The organism is Agrobacterium tumefaciens, assembly GCF_005221325.1.
In the GTDB taxonomy this organism is placed as follows: Bacteria; Pseudomonadota; Alphaproteobacteria; order Rhizobiales; family Rhizobiaceae; genus Agrobacterium.
Genome location: NZ_CP039889.1, coordinates 1,217,501 through 1,238,518, shown reverse-complemented (window position 1 = coordinate 1,238,518; position 21,018 = coordinate 1,217,501). Strand labels below are relative to the sequence as shown.

Here is a 21,018-nt window from a genome sequence, read left to right as displayed (position 1 = left end):
CGGTCTTTGTTCGTTACCGTCATACCAGCTGGCCCGAAACCGATCGCCATCATCTCCTATTCGGTGAACGCTTCCTCCCGTTTGCGGCTGATGCTCGGCGACAGCATGAGCGCCAGCACCGCAACCGCAAAGATCAACAGCGACAGGCTAAGCGGGCTGCGCAGAAAGATCGTTGGATCACCCTGGCTGATCAGCATCGCACGGCGCAGATTTTCCTCCAGCATCGGCCCCAAAATGAAGCCGAGCAGCAACGGCGCCGGTTCGAAACGCATCTTGCTCAATGCAAAACCGACAATGCTGAAACCTGCCATGACGAAGACATCAAAAACGCTGTTGTTGATGCTGTAGGCGCCGATGCAGCAGAAGCCGATGATCGCCGGAAATAAAAGGTGGTAAGGCACGGTCAGCATCCGGACCCAAAGCCCGATCAGCGGCAGGTTCAGAATGACGAGCATGAGATTACCCGACCACATGGAGACGATCATGCCCCAGAACAGGCTCGGCTCCTCGGAGATCACATTCGGGCCGGGCGTGATGCCCTGGATTATCATCGCACCGACCATCAGCGCCATGACCGGGTTGCCGGGAATACCGAGGGTCAGCATGGGAATGAACGATGTTTGCGCGCCGGCATTGTTGGCGGCTTCAGGGGCAGCAACCCCTTCGATGGCACCCTTGCCGAACTCGGCCCGGTTGGGAGAAACCCGTTTTTCCACGGCATAGGCAGCAAAGGAGGCGAGCATGGCCCCACCGCCCGGCAGAACACCGAGGAAGGACCCAAGTGCGGTGCCACGCAAAACGGGCGCACAAATTCGCCGGAAATCTTCCTTCGTCAGCATCAGTCCCGTGACGCGCTTGACGCCGACCGAACGCTCCTGTTCGTTTTCCAGATTGCGCAGGATTTCGCAAATTCCGAAGATGCCCATGCTGACGGCAACAAAATTCAATCCATCATAGAGTTCTGGAATATCAAAGACATAGCGTGGCGTTCCGCTTTCGACATCGGTGCCGACTGTGCCAAGCAGCAGGCCGAAGACGATCATGGCAAAGGCCTTGAGCAGCGAACCGCTTGCCAGCGCGACGGAGGCGACAAGCCCCAGAACCATCAGCGAGAAATATTCGGCCGGTCCGAAGTTGAGCGCGACCGCGGCAAGCGGCGGCGCTGCAACCGCAAGCAGGATGGTCGCCACCGTGCCAGCAAAGAAGGAGCCGAGGGCGGCGGTTGCGAGCGCCGCACCCGCACGGCCGTTGCGGGCCATCTGGTAACCGTCAATCACGGTGACGACGGAAGAGCTTTCCCCCGGCAGATTGATGAGAATGGCCGTTGTCGAGCCGCCATATTGCGCGCCATAAAAGATGCCGGCCAGCATGATGAGCGCGGATTCCGGCGGCAAGCCGAAGGTGATCGGCAGGAGCATCGCGATCGTGGCCGTTGGCCCAAGCCCCGGCAACACCCCGATCGCAGTTCCCAGAAGACAACCGATGAAGCCGTACAGCAGGTTCATCGGCAGGAAAGCGGTCGATACGCCGAGCCAGAGGTTAGCAAAGATGTCCATAAGTAATCCAATCCGGTTTCGGGGCTGACTGGCACGCCCTAGAAAAAGTCACCGATAAAGGGGATCCACGGTCCGAATGCACGGAGAGGGAGCGCCAGGAGCTTGGTGAAAAGCAGGGCCGAGCACCCCGCCAGGAAAAGGCCCAGCAGGATGGAGTGACGCCAGTTAGCATAACGACTGGCAGCCGAGGCTCCGACGATGAGCAGGAACATTGTGGGGGCAAGGCCAAGCCCTGCCAGCACGAGACCGAAGCCGACGGGAGCCAGAATCACCAGAAAATAAGCTTTCCAGTTCCAGGTTTCGGTCTCACCCTCTTCAACGCCAACTATCAGCGACTGGATGAGGACCAGCGCGCCAAGCACCATCAAGATCAGGCTCAGCATGGTCGGGAAATAACCAGGGCCCATCTGGAATGAGTTCCCGACCTCCAGATTGCGACCGAACCAGATGAATAACACGCCGGCAAAAATCATCGTCACGCCGCCGGCGAAGTCGCGACCGTTTTTTATCTTCAGCATGGCACTATACTCGCTGTGGAAATGTGCCGGCCGGAATGACATCGTAGGAAATCATATCCGGCCGGCAGCTTGCATCACTGCGGCGGGACGTTCGCGGCCTTGATGACCTCCGCCCACTTCGTCGTTTCCTTGTCGATGAACGCCTGGAATTCGGCCGACGTATTGCCGACCGGCGTCACACCCATTGCTTCAAGTTTCGCTTTCATCGCCGGATCCGCGATAATTGCCTGAACTTCCTTGCTGAGCTTTTCGACGATTTCCGGCGGGGTGCCGGGAGGCGCAAACAGACCATGCCACGAGGTCGCCTCGAAACCGGGAATGACGCTTGCCATGGTTGGCACGTCGGGCAACAGGCTGGCTTTTTCCAGGCTGGTGACGGCGAGCGCCTTGACCTTACCGGCCTTCACCTGCTGGGCAGCGGTCGGAATATTGTCGAACATCATGTCCACATGGCCACCAACAACGTCGAGAATGGCCTGACTGCTGCCTTTGTAAGGTACATGCGTGATTTTGAGATCGGCCTTGGTGGCCAGAAGCTCGCCCGCGAGATGGATGGACGTGCCAACACCGGAAGACGCGTATGTGTGTTTACCCGGCTCCGACTTCAAGAAAGCGATCAACTCTTCGACGGAATTCGCCTTTATCTTGTCGGGATTGACCACCAGCACGTTCGGCAGGCTCGCAATCAGCGAAATCGGCGCAAATCCCTTTTCCTTGTCATAGGGCAGGGTCTTATAGAGCGTCTGATTGATCGCGTTGGAACTGACCGTTCCCATACCGATCGTATAGCCATCAGGCTTTGACCGCGCCAGGTCGCCAAGGCCGATATTGCCACCGGCACCGGGCTTGTTTTCAACGATGAAGCGCTGCCCCAGTCTCTTGTCCAACTGTTCGGCCACAAGACGGCCAAATGTGTCGGTATTGCCGCCTGCGGCAAATGGAACAATCACGGTCACCGTCTTGGACGGATAGTCTTCGGCAAAACTGGACTGGAGACCGGTTGCGGATATTGCGGCTGTGACAGCCGCAAACGTCATGAAACGCTTGAGGTTCATAGTAATTCCTCCACTTTTCTGGCTTCCCGCCAGCACTGTTCACCACCCTTCGAAACCCTCCTCCCGAAGAAATGGAAGCGCTTTCATTTTAGTCCGAAAAATCTCTTCCGCAACCGCAGGGAATGTTTTTTAAATCGTTAAATTTCAATACATTAGATAGTATTGCCACAATACTTTAGACGAACATCTTGATTAAGCTCAAAATGAAAGCGTAAATCATTTTGAGAGGAATGAAAAATGGCCGACCACGAGAAAAGCAGTTACATCGCACCAGGCGGGCCGGTAACGCTCGCCGACATTGCAAAGCTCGCGGGCGTTTCGCCGGTCACGGTTTCCCGGGCGATCAATACTCCCGCCCTGGTCAAGCCCCGCACGCTGGAGGTGATTGAGCGGGTGATCGCAAAAACGGGTTATGTGCCTAATCTGCTGGCTGGCGGCCTTGCTTCCCGGCGGACCCGGCTGATCGCTGCGATCGTCCCAACCGTTTCCAGCACGATCTTTGCCGAGACTATCGAAGGGCTTAACGCCGAACTTGTCTCCGCCGGCTATCAACTGCTGCTTGGCCTTTCTGGTTATGACAATGCCCGCGAGCTGGAACTGACACGCGCGATTTTGGCACGCCGTCCCGATGGCATCGTCCTCACGGGCATCACGCATCTTAAAGGGACACGCGCCATGTTGACAGGCGCGGGCCTGCCGATCGTCGAGATATGGGATTCCACCCCCTCGCCGCTCGACACTGCGGTCGGCTTCTCGCATGCGGCGGTTGGCGCTCTGGCGGCCGAGCATCTGCTGGTCAAGGGCTACGACCGCTATGCCCAGATCGGTGCCAACGATCCCCGCGCCGTTCAGCGCCGCGACGGTTTCGTCGGTCGCCTCAGAGGGGTCGCGGATGTCGAGTTACCAGCGCTGGAAATGAATTCACCCTCTACCTTTCGGGACGGAAGATTGGCGATGGCGCAGCTTCTGGACAGTGGGCAGGGAACGCTCGGCGTATTCTGTTCATCGGACGTCGTCGCCCACGGAGCCTTGGCGGAAGCAAATGCACGCGGCTGCAGCATACCCGATAAGCTCGCCGTTATCGGTTTTGGCGATTTTGACTTTGCTCCCTACACACACCCGCCACTGACAACGATCCGTATCGATCGCCGTGACATCGGCACCAAGGCAGCGCGCTCCATTCTCAGAAAGATAGAAGGCGACGGGAATGTGGAGGCCATGATCAATATCGATTTCCACATCGTCGCCCGCGGCACCGCCTGACACAGCGCGCTTACGGCCGCTTGCCAAATTCCGCCGTGGCCCGCGTCCAGTGATCGGCCTGTTCCGAAAGCGTAATGCCAAGACCCGGCCGGCTTGGCACCAGCATGCGGCCATCCCTGATCTCCAGCCGCTCGTTGAAAAGCGGATCGAGCCAGTCGAAATGCTCCACCCAGGGCTCAAGCTCGTAGGCGGCCGCCAGATGAAGGTGGATTTCCATGGCGAAATGGGGCGCTAGCTGCAGCTTCCTGGCTTCCGCCAGCGCGCAGATTTTCAGGAATTGCGTGATGCCCCCAACGCGAGGGGCATCAGGCTGGATGAAATCGACGGATTTATTCTCAATCAACGAGATATGCTCCAGAACGCTCGCCAGCATTTCGCCGGTTGCGATAGGTGTATCGAGCGTTGCGGCGAGCGCCGCATGGCCCTCGACATCATAGGCATCGAGCGGCTCTTCGATCCATGTCAGATTATAGGGCTCCATGAGACGGCCGAAACGCATCGCGGTGGGGCGATCCCATTGCTGGTTCGCATCAACCATCATCGCCACCCTGCCGCCGATGCGCTCATGCACCGCCGCAACGCGTTTGAGATCGACAGCCATATCGGGCTGACCGACCTTGATCTTGATCCCACCTATGCCCGCAGCAATCGAGCGCTCGACATTATCGAGAACTTCCTCAATCGGCGACGACAGGAAGCCACCTGATGTGTTGTAGCATTGCACGGAATCGCGGTGGGCGCCGAGCAACTTGGCAAGCGGCAGGCCTGCACGTTTCGCCTTGAGGTCCCACAAGGCCACATCGAAGGCTGCTATCGCCTGAACGGCAAGCCCGCTGCGACCGACCGACGCTCCGGCCCAGCAAAGCTTGTTCCACAGCTTGCCAATGTCGTTCGGGTCTTCACCGATAAGGACGCTCGCGATCTCCTTGGCGTGTTCATATTGACCCGGACCACCGGCACGCTTGGAATAGCTGAACCCGATGCCGCTATGGCCGTGCTTCGTCTCTATTTCCGCAAAGAGAAACGCCACTTCGGTCAAAGGCCTCTGCCTGCCCGTCAAAACCTTTGCATCGCTTATCGGCGTCTTCAGCGGCAGGAAGATCGAAGAAAGCTTTATCCAGGCAATGCTGTCTGCACCGAGGGCCTGTTGCCGGTGGCCGGTTTTTGCTGGCTGCGTATCCATCTTCGCCTCTCTGATTTTCACCCGCCGAGCGGCTCTCGTCTTGACTGATATCGCGGCAATCAATTTAAGTCCAAGTTGTTTTCTGTTGGATATTAATACCGGGATTGAATAGATGCTTGATTTGGGACAGGTCCGTTCATTTGTCGCCGTCGCCACCGAGCTGAATTTCAGCCGCGCGGCCCGGCGTTTGAATATGACCCAGCCTCCACTCAGCCGGCAGATCAAGCTGCTGGAGCAGGAGCTCGACGTCACACTCTTCGAGAGAACCAGCCGCAGTGTCGTCCTGACGCCGGCAGGGGTAGCGTTTCTGGCTGAGGCACGGAAACTGCTTGAGCAGGGGGATGCAGCGGTAACCGCGACAAGAAGAGCAGCACGCGGGAGCGCGGGAGCAGTGAAAATCGCCTTTGTCGGCGCCAGCACCTATAGTTTCCTGCCGAGGTTCATCAGTCGGGCGCGTACTGCCGCGCCTCAGGTCGAACTCGAACTGGTGCAGATGGAAACGGCCGAGCAGCTTCAAGCGATCAATGCCGGCGATATCGATCTCGGTCTTTCCCGCCCGCTTACCGGCAATCATCATCTGGAAAGCCTGTGCGTTGCGCGCGAACCCATGATGCTCGCCATCCCCCGCACGCATCCGCTTGCCGGAAAACGCCGACCCACGCTGGATGCGCTCAATGGTGAGCCCTTCATCATGTTTTCCCCGCCCGCACGCTATCTGCACGACAAGCTGACCAGACTGATAGAGCAGAACGGTATTGCCCCCCGCGTCGTTCAAAGCATGACCCATTCTCAGGCCATCCTCTCACTGGTCAGCGCCGGCATCGGCCTGGCGCTTGTTCCGGCCGGCACCCAAAACGCCTGCTTCGATGATGTGGTCTTTCGATCGCTGGATTTGCGAGAAGAATGTGTTGCAGAGCTTCACGCCATTTGGAGTCCCGACAACCGCAATCCTTTGCTGCCGGAAATACGCAACATCGTTACCCTTCGACATGGCGTGTAAGCCATTGACCTGAGTAGGCCGGCAGGAATTTCGGCGATGGTGAAACTTTCTGAAGCTGCCAGTCAGGCAGCTGCCACGATCAGCAAGAGCAGGACCGTTTAGTCTTTCGCGGCCTTGGCCTCTCCATAAAGCCATTGCTCAAAAAGATGCATCGATTGGCTGGTCGGGATATTGATGGGCTTGGTGAACCAGTATCCAAGCTCACTTCGATAGCCCATCCCACCCGGGTTTACGAGACGACCCGCTAACATATCATCGACGATCAGGCCGTGCGGAATCAATGCCATTCCCTGCCCCGCAAGTGCCGCGCGTATGACCATCGTGTAGTAGCCGAAACGCATGGTGTGGCGTACCTCCAGTTCCGAGCGTCCATTCGCCTGAGCGAAGAGCGGCCAATGAAAGGGCGTCTGGGGATGTTCCAGCATGACGCCTCTCGACACCGCCTCTATCGTGTCGTGATCGCCAAGCTTTTCCCAATAAGAGGCGGCACTGACCAGGCGTATGTCGTTGCCAAACAGGTAATTGCCTTCTTCATCGGGGCTGGGGCTGACGACAAATCGAACGCTCCCATCCGGCACCTCGGTCTGCGCTTTTGATACGAAGGTCGTGAACTGCACCTCGATTTCCGGATACGTCTCAGTGAATTGTGCAAAACGTGGTAGCAGCCAGCGATCGCCGAAAATCGGCGGCACCTGAAGACGAAGCACGCGCGGGCCCGGTCTGAGCCGCGCGACCTTCAGCGCGGCATCCTCCATGGCCTTTATGGCCGTGCGGGCATGGTCAATATAGATGGCACCCAGTTCGGTTGGCACCATACCGTTCGGCGTTCGGGAAAAAGCCGGGCCACCGATGATTTCTTCAAGTCCGATCAATTGTTTACTGACTGCGCTTTGCGACAATGCGAGTGGTTCTGCGGCGGCACTCGTCGAGCCGCGTTCGGCAACCGCAAGCAACACCTGCAACGCTGTCATCGATGGAAACTGTTTGCGACCCGACACCCTGACCTCGCGATTAGTCCACTTCAGACTAGCCCCGAAAATCGGGGCTGGCTAGTCGCTTTTGTCATAGGGCAAGTAATTAACTTCGCTTGTCGGAAGTAACGCCTCGTGTGACCGTGAGTGCAACAGTAACAAAAAAGGGAACAAAGATGTCGGAGCCGACGCAGCTCTGGGGTGGACGATTCAAGTCCGGCCCCTCTGAAGCACTCGCCAATCTTTCTCGCTCGCACCCCACTTATTTCCGGCTTTACCGGGAAGATCTGGCGGGTTCGCGTGCACATGCCTCGGAGCTCAAACGCGCCGGCGTTCTGGACGAGGCGGAATTCACCACGATCCGCGAAACGCTCGATCATATCGAAACCGATGTTGCAAACGGAAACGAAAAGCCGATCGCTTCCGATGAGGACATCCATACTTTTCTAGAGCGTCTCCTGATGCAACGCCTTGGCGTGCTGGGCGGCAAGCTGCGTGCCGGCCGTTCCCGCAATGACCAGACGTCCAACAATACGCGTCTTTATCTTCGCCGCAAGGCGCGCGAACTGGCGCTCGGCATCGTGGCAGTCGAAGAGGCGCTCATTCTTCAAGCCACCAGACACACCGAAACGGTCATGCCGGGCTTCACCCACTTGCAGCCGGCCCAGCCAGTCGTGCTTGGCCATCACCTGATGGCGCATGCCCAAAGCCTGCTGCGCGATCTGGAGCGCTTTGAAGATTTCGACCGGCGCTTCAACCGTTCACCGCTGGGTGCAGCGGCACTCGCAGGCTCCGGCATCGCCTGCCGTCCGGACCTCTCGGCAATAGAATTGGGTTACGCCGCGGCCTGCGAAAACTCCATCGACGCGGTTTCCGCACGAGACCACGTCGCCGAGTTCCTTTTTATTTGCTCTCTAGTCGCCGTCAGCCTTTCGCGCCTCGCCGAAGAAATCTGCATTTGGAGTTCAAAGCAGTTCAGCTGGGTCAAGCTGCACGATTCCTATTCAACCGGCTCCTCCATCATGCCGCAGAAGAAGAACCCGGACATTGCCGAGCTGACGCGCGGCATGAGCGGCACGCTCATTGGAAACGTCACCGGTTTCCTGGCAACGATGAAGGCGATGCCGCTGGCCTATAACCGCGACCTCGCCGAAGACAAACGGGCACTGTTCGAAAGCATCGATGTCATAGAACTTATTCTGCCTGCATTCGCAGGCATGGTGGAAACTCTCGAATTTGATGTTGTAAAACTGCGCGAAGAAGCGCCGAAGGGCTTCACACTCGCAACAGAAGTGGCTGACTGGCTGGTGTCACAGAACGTGCCGTTCGCACAGGCGCACGAGATCACCGGCGTCGTTGTGCGCTACTGCGAGGAGCGTGGCCACGATCTGGCTGGTTTGAAAGCAGACGACCTGCCACGCATCGACGAACGCCTCAATCCTGGCGTTCTCGAAGCCATTACGCTGGAAGGCGCGCTTGCCAGCCGTCATGGCTACGGCTCGACCTCCCCGGTTCGGGTACGCGAGCAGATCGAACGGTTCACCACCATCCTGGACGCGAAGAAGACCTTCGCCGCCAGCACCGTGAAGTTGCCCGGCGAAGGGTCCTCCGAGCGGCGTGAAAGAGGTTTGCGATGACCATCACCGATACGCACCCCGCATCGCCTGAACAGAAATACGAGATTGCACATCTGACACTCGTTCCAAAGCGCCACATCGGCCGCATGGTTGCGGCCGCTGCAGTTCTCCTCATACTTGCAGCGATCATCCGCGCTTTCAGTGTCGGGCAGATCGAATGGAGCTATGTCAGGGATTTCCTGTTCGCTCCGGCTATTCTCGACGGGCTGAGAAATACGCTACTCATGACAGTCGCGGCCATGACACTGGGGATCGTTCTCGGTGTCGTCATCGCAATCATGCGGGTATCCGGCAATCCGGTCCTGTCGTCCATCGCCGTGGGATATGTCTGGATTTTCCGCGGTGCACCAGCACTGCTCCAGCTCATGATCTGGTTCAATCTGGCGCTGATCTTCCCCACCATGGGCATTCCGGGCCTGTTCGAATTCCGCACCGTCGATATCATGACGCCCTTTGTTGCGGCCATGCTCGGGCTTGGAATCTCCCAAGGCGCCTACACCTCGGAAGTCGTGCGAAGCGGGTTACTCTCCGTCGATAGCGGGCAATATGAGGCTGCGCGTTCTATCGGCATGACGCAGATGAAGATGTTGCGTCGCATCGTCCTTCCCCAGGCCATGCGGGTCATGGTTCCGCCGATCGGCAATGAAGTGATCGGCATGGTCAAGCTCACCTCTCTGGCCAGTGTCATCCAGTATTCCGAGATATTGCACAACGCCCAGATCGTTTACTTCGCAAACACCCGCGTGCTTGAACTGCTGCTGGTCGCCAGCTTCTGGTATCTCGCCGTCGTCTCCGTCCTGTCGGTCGTTCAGCACTATATCGAGCGATATTTTGGTCGTGGCAGCAAAGCTGTCAGCGCTTCGATGTGAGGTCCGTCATGAGCAAGAACATCATTGTCAAAGCAGTCGAAGTTACCAAGCACTATGGCACCTTCACCGCACTCGATCAGGTCAATCTGGAAATTGCCAAAGGCGAGGTCTGCTGCGTCATCGGTCCTTCTGGATCAGGTAAAAGCACCTTTCTCCGATGCATCAATCAGCTCGAGAAAATGAATTCAGGTGCGATCTGGGTCGGAGACGAGCTGATCGGTTACCGCCGTGAAGGCAACAACCTCCACGAGGTGAGCGACGCGGAAATCTCCAGGCAACGGCGCCGCATCGGAATGGTTTTTCAGCGCTTCAACCTGTTTCCGCACAAGACGGCGCTTGAAAACATCATGGAAGGTCCAGTCCACGTTCTGGGTGAACCGGTGGCAAAGGTCCGTAGCCGTGCCCTGGACTTACTGGCAAGGGTCGGTCTGTCGGACAAGGCCGATCATTATCCCTCCCAGCTTTCCGGCGGCCAGCAGCAGCGTGTCGCCATTGCGCGGGCCATGTGTATGCAACCCGATCTGATCCTCTTCGACGAGCCGACCTCTGCCCTCGATCCGGAGCTGGTTTCCGAAGTGCTCGATGTCATGAAAGCGCTCGCGGCCAGCGGCATGACGATGATCGTGGTCACCCACGAACTGGGCTTTGCCCGCAATGTTGCAAATACCGTTGCCTTCATGGAGGCCGGGAAGATGGTCGAAGTAGGTCCCGCAGCCGAGGTGTTGGGAGCACCCAAGAGCCCGCGTACCGCCGAATTCATCAAGGCAGTTCACGGCTGATGCCTGGCAGGGCGGCCAAAACCGTCGCCTCGCCAAAGTTTTTTCTACCCAGTCACGTATCAAAACAAAGGGGAACCGACGTGAAAACAGCTCTCATTTCTCTCGCCGTCATTCTGGCTTCGACTGCCGCGCATGCGGAAAGTCTGCCTGAGCGCATCAAAACCGCCGGCAAGGTCGTCGTGGCAAATCAGCCCAATTACCCACCGATGGAGTACAAGGATCCCGCCACCAACACCCTCGTGGGCGTCGACATTGACCTCGGTCTCGCACTCGGCAAGCAACTGGGTGTCAGTGTCGAATGGGCCGACATCGGCTTCGAACAGATGGTGTCGTCCCTCCAGACCGGTCGCGTCGATCTTATCCATAGCGGCATGAGCGACTTGCCGAAACGGCGCGATACGCTCGACTTCGTCGACTACATGAAATCCGGTGCGCAGTTTTACACCGCTGCATCGCGCAAGGAGGAGTTCAAGACAACGGCAGATTTCTGCGGCAAGACGGTCGGCATGAGCCGCCGTACGTCCTTTCCGGAAGAAACCGCGAAGTGGAGCGCTGCCAATTGCGAAGCCAAGGGACTGGCACCGATCAAGGTCGTAGGCACTGAAGGCTCGGCGGACGCACGCGCACAGCTCAAGCAGGGCCGCCTGGATGGCGCCGTGCAGGGTTCGGAAACCCTGCCGTATCTCCTCAATCTTGAGAAGGACACCTACGCCGTCATTGGCGAACCCTTCACGGCGGTGTTCCAGGGCATTGCGTTTCCCAAAACCAATACGGAGCTTCGTGACGCCTATGCCGCCGCCCTAAAAGCTCTCATGGCATCCGGCGAATACAAGGCGATCTTTGCCAAGCATGGCCTGGAAGGCACGCTGCTTGACGGTCTCTACATCAATGGTGAAGCCGTCAAGTAATTGCTCCGCCCATATTAAAGATGCCCGGCTGCTTTCAGGCGGTCGGGCACACTCCCAGCCTTGCCTGCTAACGTGAAATTCCTTCCCTTCGAGCATTACCATGAACCGATCTTTCGCCGACACGCCTATCGACAGGCTGGCCCACTTTGTCTCTTCACTTGACTACGACGACCTGCCCGTCGACGTCGTGACGAAGGCAAAAGTTCACATCGCCGACACGCTTGGCGCCGCAATCGCCGGAGCCCGCTCTGGCGAGTTCGCGATTGCCTTAAAGTCAATTCGGCCGAGTGGTTCGGTGCGGCTGTGGGGAACGGGTCTTAGCGCTTCTGCCCGCGACGCAGCACTCCTCAATGGCTGCGCAGCTCATGCCTTCGAGCTGGACGATGCTGGTGGCTGCGATCATTCCGGTGCAGTTGTTTTACCAGCCCTTTTTTCTGCCCTGAAAGACGTTGTCCCTCCCGTGAGCGGCAAGCAGATGCTTGCTTCAGTGGTTGCCGGTTACGAAGTCGGGCGCAGGATACTGGAAGCCACCGGTGGCTATGACGCGCACAACAGTCTCGGTTGGCATTCTACCGGTACCTGCGGCACGCTTGCAGCCGCAGCCGCCTGTGCGCGCCTGTTTGGCCTTGATGCCGCCGCCACACGAGACGCCATCACACTCGCCACCAGTTTCTCATCCGGCCTGTGGGCGTTCATTCATGATGGATCGCAGGCGAAAAAACTGCATGCCGGCCGCGCAGCGGAAGGCGGTTTGTTGGCAGCGCAACTCGCGGCCAATGGCTTTGCCGGACCCTCCCGTGTGTTCGACGACGTATGGGGCGGCTTCTTCAACGCTTTCAACAAGTCTCCCTGCCAGCCGGAACTTTTGGCCGAAGGTCTAGGCGACGTCTGGAAGATCAATCGCGCCGTCCTGAAACCCTATGCATCCTGCCGCGGAGCCCATTCGGCCGTCGATGCACTCGAAGACCTTTTGACCGAGGTTGGGCGGCCTGCATCGGAGATCGAGAAGATAGACGTGCGGCTGAGCGCGATGCTGAAAGACATGTGCGGGGCAAAGGTGGGCGGCGCCATGGCGCCGACGCAGATGAGCCTGCCTTACGCGCTGGCAGCACGCTGCGTCTTTGGAACGGCCGGGCTTCAGGCTTACACCGAAAAACAACGCCTTGACCCAGCCGTCCATGCCCTTATGGACAGCATCCGCCTCGACGTCGACGACAGCATGGCTCCCATGGCAGAACCTTTGGTCATGCTGACTTTTCGTGATGGCTTAAGGGTGGAACGCATGGTGCCGCGCGCAACGGGTTCCGCCGAACGCCCCATGCGATCTGAGGCAATTGCCGCAAAGTTTCGCGAACTCGCGGGTATGAGCCTTTCAAGCGCCAATCGAGATGCTCTTTGGAACACATTGGGCGAACTCGAAAATGTCAGGGACTGCTCGATGATAGAATCCCTGATTGTCGGAAACGCAGACAGCCTCCCCACTTTCAGATGAAAGCCTGAAACATGACCTTTGACCTGTCTCCCCGTCCACTCAACCCCGCTCCGCCAACACCCAAAATGGCCTGGCCGAACGGTGCGAAGAGCGCTTTGTTCATCGGCTTTGATGTGGATGCAGAAACCGCCTGGATCGGCAACAACCCCTCGAATGTCGATCGGATGGTGACCACTTCTCACGGTGGCTACGACGCGCGCGTGGGCATCGCAAAAATTCTGGAGCTTCTCGACGAGCTTGGGCTGAAGGGCACATTCTTCACACCAGGCTGGACGGCGCTTGCTCATCCTGCCCAATGCGAAGCGATAGTCGCGGCCGGCCACGAGATCGGCCATCACGGTTATCTCCACATATTGCCGGATCGTTCGAAACTCGATGAAGCTTTCGAGGAAATCGATCGTGGTTTTGAAGCGCTGAAGTCAGCGCTGGGCGTGCGGCCGGTCGGTTATCGCGCACCTTCAGGCGAAAATTTCCCGGAACTTCTCTCCTATCTCAGGAAGTCGGGTATCCGCTACTCCAGCTCTTTTCGGGACGACATCTTACCCTATCGCCATGCCGGCGCGGCGGGCGAGACCGGGCCGGTGGAAATCCCCGTCAACTTCGCTTTTGACGACTGGAACTTTGGCATGTCCAGCCGCACGAGCGCGCGTCCGCTGTTTGGGCGTGATGCCGTCATGCAGCTCTGGCTCGATGAATTCGAGGCGACCCACCTGTGGGGCGGAGTCACCACCATGGTCTTGCATCCGCAGGTGTCTGGCCGGCCTATGCGCTGGCACATTCTGCGCGATTTCCTCAAGCACATACTCGACAAAGGCGATGTCTGGATTGCGACCGGCGTCCAGATTGCCGATCATTTCGAGATGCTCGAAGCTGCCCAAGGGCGACAATAAACCGAAAGGAACGCGTGATGGCAATCGACGAAGAAAAGCTCAGGAGCTTGCGGGAACGATATAGCGAAGGCCACGGGGGCAGTATCCACGATCCTGAATTCCGTGCTGTCGCTGATCGAATTTTCACTAAATCCGGCTCCCGCGCTGCCCCTTACAGTGGCATATCAACGCTGCTTGATGCGCCCTTGAGACAGATCGACAGCGACAACCCCGATTTCAGCGATCTGGATGTCGCGCTTGTCGGTGTTCCCATGGACCTTGGCGTCACCAACCGCCCCGGTTCGCGTTTCGGCCCCCGGGCCCTGCGCACCATCGAGCGCATAGGACCTTACAATCATGTCCTCAAGACCGCTCCGGTATTTGAAATGAAGGTTGCCGATATCGGTGATGTGCCATTTCGCAGCCGCTATCGTCTTGAACTCAGTCACGAGGATATCGAAGCGCACCTGAATAAACTCATTGACGCCAATGTTATCCCGCTTTCGGTTGGTGGGGACCATTCCATCACCCATCCGATCCTCAAGGCGGTCGGTCGCGACCGTCCGGTAGGGATGATCCATATTGACGCTCATTGTGATACCGGGGGAGCCTATGATCTGACGAAATTTCATCATGGGGGGCCGTTTAGAAACGCTGTGCTCGACGGTGTTCTTGACCCATCCCGCGTGATCCAGATCGGCATTCGCGGTGGCGCAGAATACCTTTGGGAGTTCTCCTATGAAAGTGGGATGACAGTCATCCACGCAGAAGACATTGCCAGAATGGGTATCGACGCCGTGGTCGCCAAGGCGAGGGAAGTCGTGGGCGATGGCCCCACTTATCTGTCTTTCGACATTGACAGTCTCGACCCCGCCTTTGCGCCCGGAACGGGTACTCCGGAAATCGGCGGGCTGACAAGCCGCCAGGCACTCGACATTCTTCACGGGCTGAAAGGGCTCAATTTCGTCGGCGGCGACGTGGTTGAGGTGGCGCCGCAATATGACGGGACCACAAACACCGCGCATGCCGGCGCGCAGATGCTGTTCGAGATTCTCAGCTTGATCCGCTTCAGTCCTGCGATCGCGGGTCGCGCGTGACACTTTCTTGGAGAATGTCTTCCTTGGCCCGAGCGGATTGGGGAATTAAGAACACGAGGATGACGGATTGGCCGAGGTGCCGGAAAAGCTGCGAAAGCAATGGCCCATAGGGCGGCGCTTGTCGTCCGAAGGCAATCCGATCACATGAGTGTCTGGCGGCGCGATCCCATCGACGCCGCCACCAATCTTATGGTGGAGTCAAACTGCTTCGTCAGCTCGCGCCTCATGCATCGGAGCGAACCAGCCACTCGCGATGCACCCGTGCAAGCATTGCGGCCCGTAACTGACGCAGGGCGGAAACAGCTCCCCTGGTTTAACGGATAAATTATGCAACTATCGTATGACCACTTATGGCGCATTCCTGTCGCAAGTTTCATCGCTTCATGGCCAAACACCCAGTTTCCAAGTTAGGCTTAGAAGCCTTCACGCCATCTCGGGGTGAGAGGATTCGGTCCCCTGCGCGATAAGCGGCGCGGGAGACTTCGAATGCGGGTGGGAAGCATTAAGTCGCCGAGCCACGATATCGTGGTTGAGCCACAGGACGGGACCGGAGGGTTCGGACGATTCGCCGAAAATTAGCTGCCCGGTTGCCTTCACAACGAGACCGCTCAGGAGATCGCTGATCATCACCTTGCTATCCCGATGCATCTGGGTGATCTCGTTTGACGTGCCAATGGTCAGATCGGCCTGTGCCTGGCTGTTTGCCATAGGCCAAGCCGAAAAATCATAAAACGGACGCATGACCTCGCTGGCCTGCATGTCGGTGATCTTCCGGAAAACATCATTCATGGTCAAGCCGTCGGCGAGAAGCTGCTGGCATGCCTGCCACTGTTCATCTGCCCATTGGCCACCGTCTTCTTTCTTCAACGCAAGCAGCAGCGGTATCAAGGGCAACTCGATACCCGTGAACACGTCGGACGAATTGGTCCGGATTTCGGGACAATTATAGACAGTTGCCTTGATCCCTGTCGCCCAGGCTTCCTCTGCAATGCCCTCGAGCCGCATCTTCGCGTAACCCTGGGTGTAGTTGGTATAAGTCTGCCAACGATAGCTCCCATCGATCAGGACCGCCGATCCGTGATAACCATAAGCCGTATAGCGCACTTGTCCGCCCGAAGCTTCGACGCGCTCGCGGATCGCCGCGCTGAAATCAATGAGATGGCGGAAGGTGTTTGCGGAGACATCTTCAAAATTCTGTAGAATGAGCTTTCCCATGTCACTGTCGAGCAAGGTCTGCGACGACATGTGGCGGTTTCCGGTCCCCTTGTAGATTCGATTGGCGACGACCAGAAATACCTTCGCCTTCGGAATGCCCCCGGCCATTGTGTGGGCGAAGAAAACATTGCGGCCAGCGGCGATCATTCCGTCTAGAACGGTCATGACCTTTGAAAGCGACTCCGTAAAACGCGCAGTGGCGATGTCGCGGCATTGCCCGACATAGTCCCAGTCGAACTTGTCCTGTTCCCAGCTATCAAGCGTCATCTTTGCCAGGAGATCGGTGGGCGTTGGGCCGCCTGCCGGCGCATCGAGATCGAAACCCGCCATAAGAGGTATGTTGATAATCCTGCCGCCCAGCTGGGCCTCCGCCGAAGACAGTTCCTCCGCGTCAAGCGGCCGCAATGCGTTGTTCTCATCGCGCCGCCCGACGGTGATCCCCACAATCTCCATTCCAGCCCGTCTGGCTTCGTCGAGCAAACCAGTGGCGTACCCGCGACCGAACAGTTCGCCGAAGAGTACGAAAACATCGCCTTTACGGAAGACCGTGTTTTCAGAAAGACGATTCAATGCAACCGGATTTTCCATACTGTCAGCTCTTTAATTCGTGTGTCGTCGAGCAATGGCCCATACGAACTTTCACAAAGACATGACCGCATTGGCACAGAATGGAAACTCATTTTCGGTGACGGTTCATTTCAAAACGTGAAGTCGGTCTCTGTTACTCCTACAATACAGGGAAATGCCGAGACCGTTGGAGATCGTGCGCCGACAACCGGAACGAGTTCGCTGACATGGCTTCGTTTCGATGAGAAACAGGATTCGTAAAGGTATCAAGTCGATCCCGGTCGAGACGGCGACTATGTGGAGGTTCGGTCTGCTGCCGGTGCCGACGCTGAAACCACGTTATCGCACCAACTTCACCGCCTCACGTTTATACTCGCGCTGAACTTCCTTCGTTGCATTCATGCGCTCCAGTTTCATTGGAAACACCTTAACTCGTTGCCCCAAACCGGCAGCAGGGCAGCCTCTTCAAACTTCTTGGCGGCTTCGGCAAGCGTCTTTTCGGTTTTCATCAACCCGGCCGACAGCTTGCCGCGAAGCCCGAGATACCAGTCTTCCGCGAATGCCTTGGCCTGAGCCAGCCCGGTTTGCTTGGTGCTGGTACGGTACTGGCGGCTCTTCAGGGATGCCGAGCAATGCGCAGGTGAGCCCCTTGCGCCGGTAAATATTGACCTTCCCTCCAAGGATATTGTGGCTCGCTATACCGGCCCCCTGTTTGTTTCTCATTTCGATATGAGAACAGGGATCACGACCTCAAGGGACCAGTCAAATCGGCCTCGAGACAGAGGTCAAACACAAAACGCTCCTCAAAGCTTTACACGAAGGAGCTTTGTGTTCTGGGACTTGAACGCGGAAATATCTGGAAATGGTTGCGGGGGCAGGATTTGAACCTGCGGCCTTCAGGTTATGAGCCTGACGAGCTACCGGGCTGCTCCACCCCGCGTTACCAGCGCAAGTTCGAAGAACTTGTCGCGACAGAGCAAACTCGAAGAGTTTGCGTGTTTACCAGGTTTTTGCGTTAGCAAAATACCGACTGCGTTTTTGCGTTAGCAAAAATGTCATTACCAGCGTAAATCCCTATGGGATTTATCGCGACTGCATCACAGGGAAGCTGTGATGCATATTGCCGGAGTAAATTGCGGAGCAATTTATCTCCTGTAAGGGACGCGCTGTGCGTTTGCCTTGTTTTATGCCGTAGAACGACGAAAGGCCGCTTGTAGCGGCCCTTTGTATCGGCTGGGCCGAAGAGAGTGATGAGAAGATTGATTGTTGCGTTTTGCAGACCTGGCAGCGACCTACTCTCCCGCGTCTTGAGACGAAGTACCATTGGCGCTGGGGCGTTTCACGGCCGTGTTCGGAAAGGGAACGGGTGCAGCCGCCCCGCGATAACCACCAGGTCGGCAAAACGCAACAACATAAGTTGTTTTCGAGAAGCTGGGTGGCATTACCACTTTTTGTCTTAATTACACGTCTTGTCTGACCGATCCGTATTCTACCTTTGCTCGAGATCGAGCTTGGAGCCATACAGACCAGAGGTCTGTCGCGCCTTCCGGTTTTTGCTGTCAAGCAAAATACCTTATGGCGCGGCCCGTCCGGAGCGCTTTCAGCGCGTCAGGACAGAAGACGATGTCATCAAGCTTTGCTTGATGAACATAATCAATGGGAACGAAGAAGTCGATCGAGCTATTAGTAACGGTAAGCTTCACACATTGCTGTGCTTCCACACCCGTCCTATCAACGTGGTCGTCTTCCACGGCTCTGATAGGGAACACTCGTTTTCAGGTTGGTTTCCCGCTTAGATGCCTTCAGCGGTTATCCATTCCGTATATAGCTACTCTGCTATGCCCTTGGCAGGACAACAGATCCACCAGAGATACGTCCATCCCGGTCCTCTCGTACTAGGGACAGATCCTGTCAATATTCCTACACCCACGGCAGATAGGGACCGAACTGTCTCACGACGTTCTGAACCCAACTCACGTACCGCTTTAAATGGCGAACAGCCATACCCTTGGGACCTGCTCCAGCCCCAGGATGCGATGAGTCGACATCGAGGTGCCAAACAACCCCGTCGATATGGACTCTTGGGGGTCATCAGCCTGTTATCCCCGGCGTACCTTTTATCCGTTGAGCGATGGCCCTTCCACACGGGACCACCGGATCACTATGACCGACTTTCGTCTCTGCTCGACTTGTCAGTCTCGCAGTCAGGCGGGCTTATGCCATTGCACTCGACGACCGATTTCCGACCGGTCTGAGCCCACCATCGCGCGCCTCCGTTACTCTTTCGGAGGCGACCGCCCCAGTCAAACTACCCACCATACACTGTCCCGGATCCGGATAACGGACCGCGGTTAGACATCCACGAAGATAAGGGTGGTATTTCAAGGATGGCTCCACAAGAACTGGCGTCCCTGCTTCAAAGCCTACCACCTATCCTACACATGCCTTGGCGAATGCCAGTGTAAAGCTATAGTAAAGGTGCACGGGGTCTTTCCGTCTGACCGCAGGAACCCCGCATCTTCACGGGGAATTCAATTTCACTGAGTCTATGTTGGAGACAGCGGGGAAGTCGTTACGCCATTCGTGCAGGTCGGAACTTACCCGACAAGGAATTTCGCTACCTTAGGACCGTTATAGTTACGGCCGCCGTTTACTGGGGCTTCAGTTCAGAGCTTGCACCCCTCCCTTTAACCTTCCAGCACCGGGCAGGCGTCAGACCCTATACGTCGTATTGCTACTTCGCAGAGCCCTGTGTTTTTGATAAACAGTCGCTACCCCCTGGTCTGTGCCACCCCATCATACTTGCGTACAAAAGGGTCACGCTTCTTCCGAAGTTACGCGTGCAATTTGCCGAGTTCCTTCAACATAGTTCTCTCAAGCGCCTTGGTATACTCTACCTGACCACCTGTGTCGGTTTCGGGTACGGTCTATACGGTGGAGCTATTTCCTGGAACCTCTTCGCCGCACATTCAATCCAATAAGAATGTACAACACACGAGATCCGTCACTACCACCAGGCCCACGAATATTAACGTGGTTCCCATCGACTACGCGTGTCCGCCTCGTCTTAGGGGCCGGCTAACCCTGCTCAGATTAACTTTAAGCAGGAACCCTTGGTCTTTCGGCGAGGGAGTCTCTCACTCCCTTTATCGTTACTCATGTCAACATTCGCACTTCCGATATCTCCAGCAGCCCTCACGGGTCCGCCTTCACAGACTTACGGAACGCTCCGCTACCACTGAAGCAACCCGAAGGTTGCCACAATCCTCAGCTTCGGTGCATGGCTTTAGCCCCGTTACATTTTCGGCGCAAAGACCCTTATTTAGACCAGTGAGCTGTTACGCTTTCTTTAAATGATGGCTGCTTCTAAGCCAACATCCTGGTTGTTTTGGGATCCTCACATCCTTTCCCACTTAGCCATGACTTGGGGACCTTAGCTGGAGGTCAGGGTTGTTGCCCTCTTCACGACGGACGTTAGCACCCGCCGTGTGTCTGCCGACTAGTACTCCTCGGTATTCGGAGTTTGGTTAGGATCAGTAAGACGGTGAGTCCCCATAGCCCATCCAGTGCTCTACCCCCGAGGGTATTCGGTCGACGCTCTACCTAAATAGATTTCGCGGAGAACCAGCTATTTCCGAGTTTGATTGGCCTTTCACCCCTAGCCACAAGTCATCCCAATCTATTGCAACAGATACGGGTTCGGCCCTCCAGTTGGTGTTACCCAACCTTCAGCCTGCTCATGGCTAGATCACTCGGTTTCGGGTCTAATGCAACTAACTCAATCGCCCTGTTCAGACTCGCTTTCGCTGCGCCTACACCTACCGGCTTAAGCTTGCTAGTTACACTAAGTCGTTGACCCATTATACAAAAGGTACGCCGTCACCCTTGCGGGCTCCGACTGTTTGTAGGCATCCGGTTTCAGGTTCTATTTCACTCCCCTCGTCGGGGTGCTTTTCACCTTTCCCTCACGGTACTTGTTCGCTATCGGTCATGCACGAGTACTTAGGCTTGGAGAGTGGTCTCCCCATGTTCAGACAGG

At 56.9% G+C, this 21,018-nt stretch carries 16 protein-coding genes, 1 tRNA gene and 2 rRNA genes (1 of these 19 running past the window's edge); 9 read left to right on the top strand and 10 right to left on the bottom strand.

The window, feature by feature from the left end:
- Positions 1-56: 56 nt before the first annotated feature.
- The 3 genes from CFBP5499_RS20530 to CFBP5499_RS20520 form a co-directional block, all read right to left on the bottom strand.
- Positions 57-1,556: a tripartite tricarboxylate transporter permease gene (locus CFBP5499_RS20530; RefSeq protein ID WP_080828857.1), complete on the bottom strand. Its 1,500-nt coding sequence runs from the start codon at positions 1,554-1,556 to the stop codon at positions 57-59.
- Between the two features lie 38 nt (positions 1,557-1,594).
- A complete protein-coding gene (locus CFBP5499_RS20525) occupies positions 1,595-2,074 on the bottom strand; it encodes a tripartite tricarboxylate transporter TctB family protein (RefSeq protein ID WP_080828859.1) in 480 nt (159 codons plus the stop codon).
- Between the two features lie 74 nt (positions 2,075-2,148).
- Entirely contained in the window at positions 2,149-3,129 is a 981-nt protein-coding gene (locus CFBP5499_RS20520) for a Bug family tripartite tricarboxylate transporter substrate binding protein (RefSeq protein ID WP_080828860.1), read from the bottom strand.
- A 237-nt stretch (positions 3,130-3,366) separates the two neighbouring features.
- On the opposite strand from CFBP5499_RS20520, the gene CFBP5499_RS20515 reads away from it, so the two are divergent.
- Positions 3,367-4,392, top strand: a complete 1,026-nt coding sequence (locus tag CFBP5499_RS20515) for a LacI family DNA-binding transcriptional regulator (protein ID WP_080828862.1) — start codon at positions 3,367-3,369, stop codon at positions 4,390-4,392.
- A 10-nt stretch (positions 4,393-4,402) separates the two neighbouring features.
- On the opposite strand, the gene CFBP5499_RS20510 is transcribed toward CFBP5499_RS20515, so the two are convergent.
- A complete protein-coding gene (locus CFBP5499_RS20510) occupies positions 4,403-5,575 on the bottom strand; it encodes an L-talarate/galactarate dehydratase (protein ID WP_080828863.1) in 1,173 nt (390 codons plus the stop codon).
- Positions 5,576-5,687: 112 nt separating this feature from the next.
- On the opposite strand from CFBP5499_RS20510, the gene CFBP5499_RS20505 reads away from it, so the two are divergent.
- Positions 5,688-6,575, top strand: coding sequence for a LysR family transcriptional regulator (locus CFBP5499_RS20505; RefSeq protein ID WP_080828865.1), 888 nt, complete (start codon positions 5,688-5,690; stop codon positions 6,573-6,575).
- A 98-nt stretch (positions 6,576-6,673) separates the two neighbouring features.
- Here the strand turns inward: CFBP5499_RS20505 and CFBP5499_RS20500 are convergent, their stop codons facing one another.
- Positions 6,674-7,546, bottom strand: coding sequence for a LysR family transcriptional regulator (locus CFBP5499_RS20500; protein WP_173991184.1), 873 nt, complete (start codon positions 7,544-7,546; stop codon positions 6,674-6,676).
- A 176-nt stretch (positions 7,547-7,722) separates the two neighbouring features.
- Here CFBP5499_RS20500 and argH point away from each other — a divergent pair, with 176 nt between their 5' ends.
- The 7 genes from argH to speB all read left to right on the top strand — a co-directional run bounded on the left by argH (position 7,723) and on the right by speB (position 15,197).
- Entirely contained in the window at positions 7,723-9,183 is a 1,461-nt protein-coding gene (argH, locus tag CFBP5499_RS20495; protein ID WP_080828868.1) for an argininosuccinate lyase, read from the top strand.
- A complete protein-coding gene (locus tag CFBP5499_RS20490; protein WP_080828870.1) occupies positions 9,180-10,052 on the top strand; it encodes an amino acid ABC transporter permease in 873 nt (290 codons plus the stop codon). The genes argH and CFBP5499_RS20490 overlap by 4 nt, the downstream gene beginning before the upstream one ends.
- Positions 10,053-10,060: 8 nt before the next feature.
- Positions 10,061-10,831, top strand: coding sequence for an amino acid ABC transporter ATP-binding protein (locus tag CFBP5499_RS20485; protein ID WP_080828872.1), 771 nt, complete (start codon positions 10,061-10,063; stop codon positions 10,829-10,831).
- Between the two features lie 80 nt (positions 10,832-10,911).
- Positions 10,912-11,739, top strand: coding sequence for an ABC transporter substrate-binding protein (locus tag CFBP5499_RS20480; RefSeq protein WP_080828874.1), 828 nt, complete (start codon positions 10,912-10,914; stop codon positions 11,737-11,739).
- A gap of 100 nt (positions 11,740-11,839) precedes the next feature.
- The gene (locus CFBP5499_RS20475) at positions 11,840-13,231 is read left to right on the top strand and encodes an MmgE/PrpD family protein (RefSeq protein WP_080828875.1); all 1,392 of its coding nucleotides are present in this window, start codon (positions 11,840-11,842) and stop codon (positions 13,229-13,231) included.
- 11 nt (positions 13,232-13,242) lie between these two features.
- Positions 13,243-14,121, top strand: a complete 879-nt coding sequence (locus CFBP5499_RS20470) for a polysaccharide deacetylase family protein (protein WP_080828876.1) — start codon at positions 13,243-13,245, stop codon at positions 14,119-14,121.
- 17 nt (positions 14,122-14,138) lie between these two features.
- The gene (gene speB / locus CFBP5499_RS20465) at positions 14,139-15,197 is read left to right on the top strand and encodes an agmatinase (RefSeq protein ID WP_080828878.1); all 1,059 of its coding nucleotides are present in this window, start codon (positions 14,139-14,141) and stop codon (positions 15,195-15,197) included.
- Between the two features lie 423 nt (positions 15,198-15,620).
- Here speB and CFBP5499_RS20460 read toward each other — a convergent pair whose 3' ends face one another.
- From CFBP5499_RS20460 to CFBP5499_RS20440, 5 genes are all read right to left on the bottom strand, one after another.
- On the bottom strand, positions 15,621-17,000 hold the full coding sequence (locus tag CFBP5499_RS20460; RefSeq protein ID WP_080828881.1) for an enoyl ACP reductase FabMG family protein: 1,380 nt from the start codon (positions 16,998-17,000) through the stop codon (positions 15,621-15,623).
- 392 nt (positions 17,001-17,392) lie between these two features.
- Positions 17,393-17,659, bottom strand: coding sequence for a hypothetical protein (locus CFBP5499_RS20455; protein WP_080828883.1), 267 nt, complete (start codon positions 17,657-17,659; stop codon positions 17,393-17,395).
- Between the two features lie 183 nt (positions 17,660-17,842).
- Positions 17,843-17,919 (bottom strand) — tRNA-Met (locus CFBP5499_RS20450).
- Between the two features lie 339 nt (positions 17,920-18,258).
- Positions 18,259-18,373 (bottom strand): 5S ribosomal RNA (gene rrf / locus CFBP5499_RS20445).
- A gap of 268 nt (positions 18,374-18,641) precedes the next feature.
- A 23S ribosomal RNA gene (locus CFBP5499_RS20440) occupies positions 18,642-21,018 on the bottom strand (it continues 432 nt past the right edge of the window).